Genomic DNA, 4,399 nt, shown 5'->3' on the forward strand with positions numbered 1-4,399 from the left:
CCTTCCGATCGTTCACTTCGCTTAACAATTTCTCTGCCGCACGCTCTGACTCGACCATCCGCGACTTTCCCTGTTTTTCGAAGCCGATCACCATCTAACGGCCGATCTTAGATCACTAAAACTCTTATTTAGTTCTTCTCTGGACATAGACGACACTTACACTTTCACCGCAGCAACTCCTCACGAGGCCGAGGATGCCGTACGCTATGAGGAGAACGACAACCGCCTTCCAGGAGCAAATTGCTGGGACACCAATGAATAGTCCAACTGCAGCCGCCACAAGCAATGTGTGTCTTGTGAACTCAAGTGCGTAGAAGAAGGGGTTCGGTTTCATGCGAAACCTGACCATCTCATTTTCATTGTCGCTCATATTGACGTGCTTCACTTTACACAGGCGGCCTTCCCTTGAAGTCTTCGAGCTGAAGGAGCAACGATTTCCAGATCGGATCCAACATCGCCTTGGTCGCCGGCGGGAAACCATCCGTGACAAGCATCGGGGCCAGGAATGACTTGAGCTTGTCGCCCTCCACAATTCGCTCGTTGATTAGAAACTTCATGAGACCAATGAGCGGCCTTGTCGCTGAAAGCGATGCGCCTAACAGCAACTGCGTGACTTCTTCGGCGCTGAGCGATTGCATTTCGTCAGCAGTCGACTTTTTTTGATTGCCAAAATTGACTTGCAGATTTGACATTCAATATCCCTACCCTTGTCGCTTCAAATTCGCGTCTGCGGCCAACACCTGCTCATCATTCATCGCCGGTCGATCTCGTGAACAAAGGTGGGGTTGTTTCGCGCGACGTCGCTAACTCCTCCCCGCGCATCGCTTCTTCCAGACCCGGTGCGTTCGGACCGATGCCGCGCGGGCATCGGATGTTTGAGATAACACCGACGTCGAACAATTCCGTCACATCACCTCTGAAGCGAAACCACTGCACGATGTTGCCACTGCGAAGGTCGATGACCAACAGACCGCAACGCGGCGCGGCGCCGTTAGCCTTCATCGTCGCGTCGATCGGCAACCCGCCGAAATTGGCGTGCCGCGAGAGCGAAACGGTGACAACCGCATAATGCGATACAAACACCATGCCGCGGGCGAAGCCCGGGCAGAACGTCACATCTTCTCGTTTGCCGCTATGGCGGTCAATCCTAACGAGATAGCCCCGCCCGGATTCGAGCAGATAAACCGAATCGCCCCAAATCCGCGGCGAGTGCGGCATGGAGAACCCATCGGCGACCACGGCATCCGTCTCAAGGTCGATCACGACGCCAGCGTCGCGCCGTCCGCCGCGCCAACTCTCAAGCACGTCGCCGGTCGAACACGCCGTCACGTAGCGCGCGCGGCCGTTTTCCATCGCGAGACCATTGAGATGACAGCGATCTTCCGGAGCGAGCCTCGAGATGAATTTCGGCTTCCACAGCGGCTTGAACGCATGCGTGGCGCTGATGGTCGCGAGACACGAATGGCGGGTGTTGATGAACAGCAAATCCCCACTCGCATCGACGCCCATTTCGTGGATGTTGATATCGCCCGTTATTTGCGCGGTCCGCGGCGCATAAAACCGGTCGAACATCTCATTCGCCAGTTCGTCCGGTCTCAGGATATTTTCGAGCCGCCAGATCTCGTTCTTTGTGCCGAGATAGATGCGCTGCGAATCCGCCACCAGACCCATCGCGTGGGAAAAGCTGGCCGCCGAGGGAACCGGCATGCCGTCGGCGCGCACGCCGATGAACAACAGGTAGCCGGTGAGGTAGGTCGAACAGACCAGTGCGACCTGCTGGTCGATGAGCCAGTCGCCAAAGCCCCTGGAGAATTCGGTCTGTACATTGAACGAGCGCTTTGGCTCGTCCGGTCCGGGTGAGGATCGCGAAGTCGCGCTGTTCTGGCGCTCTGCAGCGTCGCCTCTTGTGCCTACGAACTGCACGCTATTCCCCGCCGCGCCGCACGCGAATTCATGTCTCTATCTATAGTTGAATGAAATCGAGACGGTTGGCAAGCGCCATCCGGTTGCTTCTGATGCATAGGTCCTGGATAACCCAAGCGCTTCCAACAGAACGACCGCGCCAATCGGCGTTTTTCCGCCCGAAGCGGTGATCGAGCCGAAATGCGCCGCCGGACTCATCAAGCCTGCATGCCACCCTCGAGTCAGTCTTCATTTTACAAATCAACTTTCTCTTCATCGCTCCCGAAGGCTCTCCTGCTTGTAGCGCAGCAAGGGCGAGAGCAGATATTGGATCACGCGACGCGAACCGGTCTTGATTTCGACCGTGACCGCCATGCCCGGCGTCAGATCGACCATTCTCCCCTCGACCTCCATCTGGGTCTGGTCGAGAGAGATATCCGCCTCATAGACGAACTCCTTCCCCTGCGGTTCGCTGGTATCGGTCAGCGCCGTCTGGGATTTCGTGGGATTGGTCTTGTCCTGCGGCTTGTCCCGGACGATCGCGTCATGCGAGACGTTGAGGACCTTGCCGTGCAGCAGGCCGTACCTGGTGAAATTGAAGGTATCGACCTTGATCTCGGCCTCCTGATCGGCGCTGACAAATCCGATGTCGCGATTGGGCACCATCGCTTCGACCTCCAAATGACTATCCGCGGGCACGATCATCATCACCTGTTGCGCCGGGGTGACCACTCCTCCGATGGAATGAACCGCGAGTTGCTGAACCGTTCCTTCGACCGGAGCGCGAAGGAGTTGCTGCTCGAGCTTCTGGTCGGCCTTGACCGCGTCTTCGGTCAACCCGGCCACCTTCTGCTCGGCGTCGGCGAGATCGCTCAGGATCTTGTCGGCGTACTCCGACCTGGCCTGCTCGCGCTGCCGCTCGAGGGCCTTCCGCGCGGCCGTATTTTCCACTGCCTTTCGCTGCTGCACGGTCAGCTCATTTCTTTGATCGGCAAGGCGAATTTGTGCATCGAGGTGAGCGATTTTGTTGCCGAATTCGATCTCCATCGCCTTGCGCCGGACGTCAGCTTCCTCCTCCAGGAAAGGCAGGGACGCCTGAAGCTTGTCTATTGTCGCAGCAATCTCCTCGGCTTCGGCCATCTTTTCTGCGATTTGCTGGTCGACCCCCGCCACCTTGTTCTCCTGGGCCGACGCCTGCTCGATCATCGCGGCGCGCGTTCGCGCGACCTGTTCAGGCGGCGCTTCCTCCGGTGGCGCAAAATGGGCGTCTGGATCGGAGCCTGTTTCCAATCCGGCGCGCAAGGCCGACAGCCTCGCAACGTCGAGCTTTGAGACCAGGAGATCGTGACCCACATGATTGCGCTCGGCGGTGGCAATCGTCTGGTCGAGCCGCATGACCACCTGGCCGGCCCTGACATGGTCGCCATCTTGAACGAGGATCGCGGTGACGATACCGGTCTCGAGCGGCTGAACCGTCTTCGTGCGACCGGTCGGTACCACCTTGCCGGATGCCACGGCGACGATGTCAATGTGCCCGACAATAGACCAGCAGACGGCGATGACGAGAAAGAGGATGATGGTGGCAGCGATCGCGCGACCGACGGGCGAGGCGGGCGTTTCCATAATCTCCAGTGCCGCCGGCAAAAATTCGAGCTGCGAGCGCCGGGAAACGCCATCCGGACGCAACGGCACGACGTTGTCGTTTCGCCTAGACGACTTCATGAATGCCAGCCTGCATCCGGTGCAGATCCGCGTAACGTCCACTCTTTCGGATCAACTCGTCGTGGGTTCCATCCTCGACGAGGCGCCCCCGCTCGATGGTGATGATCCGATCCGCGTGGCGAACCGCCGACAGCCGGTGAGCGATCACCAGCACGGTGCGCCCTTTGGAAATCCGGCGCATATTCCTTTGAATGATTCGCTCGCTTTCGTAATCAAGCGCGCTGGTCGCCTCGTCGAAGATCAAGATACGGGGGTCTGTCACGAGCGCGCGGGCGATTGCGATGCGCTGGCGCTGGCCACCCGACAGGCTCGCTCCCCTCTCGCCAACGATCGTGTTGTAACCCTGCGGGAGTTCGACGATGAACTCGTGAGCGCCGGCGAGTTCGGCCGCGGCGATCACACGCTCCATCGCCATCCCGGGGTCAGCGAGGGCGATGTTGTCACGGATCGAGCGGTTGAAGAGGACATTTTCCTGCAACACCGAGCCGACTTGCCTGCGAAGCCAGGCGACGTCAGCGACAGCGAGATCGACACCGTCGATCATCACACGACCCCGCTCGGGCACATAAAGCCGCTGAACCAGCTTCGTCAGCGTTGACTTGCCGGAGCCGGATGAGCCAACAATCCCAACGACCTGCCCCGCAGGGACCTGAATGCTGATGTTCTGCAGAACTTCGGGCCCATCGAGCCGGTAACGAAAACTAACGTGTTCGACAAAAATATCGCCGCGAATCCGCGGCAGGGCGGCCCGTGCCGGGTTGTAGGCCGGCTCAGG

4 protein-coding genes are annotated in these 4,399 nt (G+C 59.1%); all 4 read right to left on the bottom strand.

Annotated elements, in window-relative coordinates; genetic code table 11:
* Positions 1 to 386: 386 nt before the first annotated feature.
* Entirely contained in the window at positions 387 to 692 is a 306-nt protein-coding gene (locus WCB02_RS19550; RefSeq protein WP_423960560.1) for a hypothetical protein, read from the bottom strand.
* A 55-nt stretch (positions 693 to 747) separates the two neighbouring features.
* On the bottom strand, positions 748 to 1,923 hold the full coding sequence (locus tag WCB02_RS19555) for a TIGR03032 family protein (RefSeq protein ID WP_423960562.1): 1,176 nt from the start codon (positions 1,921 to 1,923) through the stop codon (positions 748 to 750).
* A gap of 252 nt (positions 1,924 to 2,175) precedes the next feature.
* Positions 2,176 to 3,624: an HlyD family type I secretion periplasmic adaptor subunit gene (locus tag WCB02_RS19560; protein WP_423960564.1), complete on the bottom strand. Its 1,449-nt coding sequence runs from the start codon at positions 3,622 to 3,624 to the stop codon at positions 2,176 to 2,178.
* A partial coding sequence (locus WCB02_RS19565) for an ATP-binding cassette domain-containing protein (protein WP_423960566.1) occupies positions 3,611 to 4,399 on the bottom strand: 789 nt, incomplete at its 5' end. The genes WCB02_RS19565 and WCB02_RS19560, both read right to left, overlap by 14 nt.

The sequence above is a fragment of the Bradyrhizobium sp. genome (assembly GCF_049581145.1).
Lineage (GTDB): Bacteria > Pseudomonadota > Alphaproteobacteria > Rhizobiales > Xanthobacteraceae > Bradyrhizobium.

Coding starts and splice junctions, on each gene's coding strand:
- WCB02_RS19550 (WP_423960560.1), bottom strand. CDS start 692: ATGTCAAATCTGCAAGTCAATTTTGGCAATCAAAAAAAGTCGACTGCT.
- WCB02_RS19560 (WP_423960564.1), bottom strand. CDS start 3,624: ATGAAGTCGTCTAGGCGAAACGACAACGTCGTGCCGTTGCGTCCGGAT.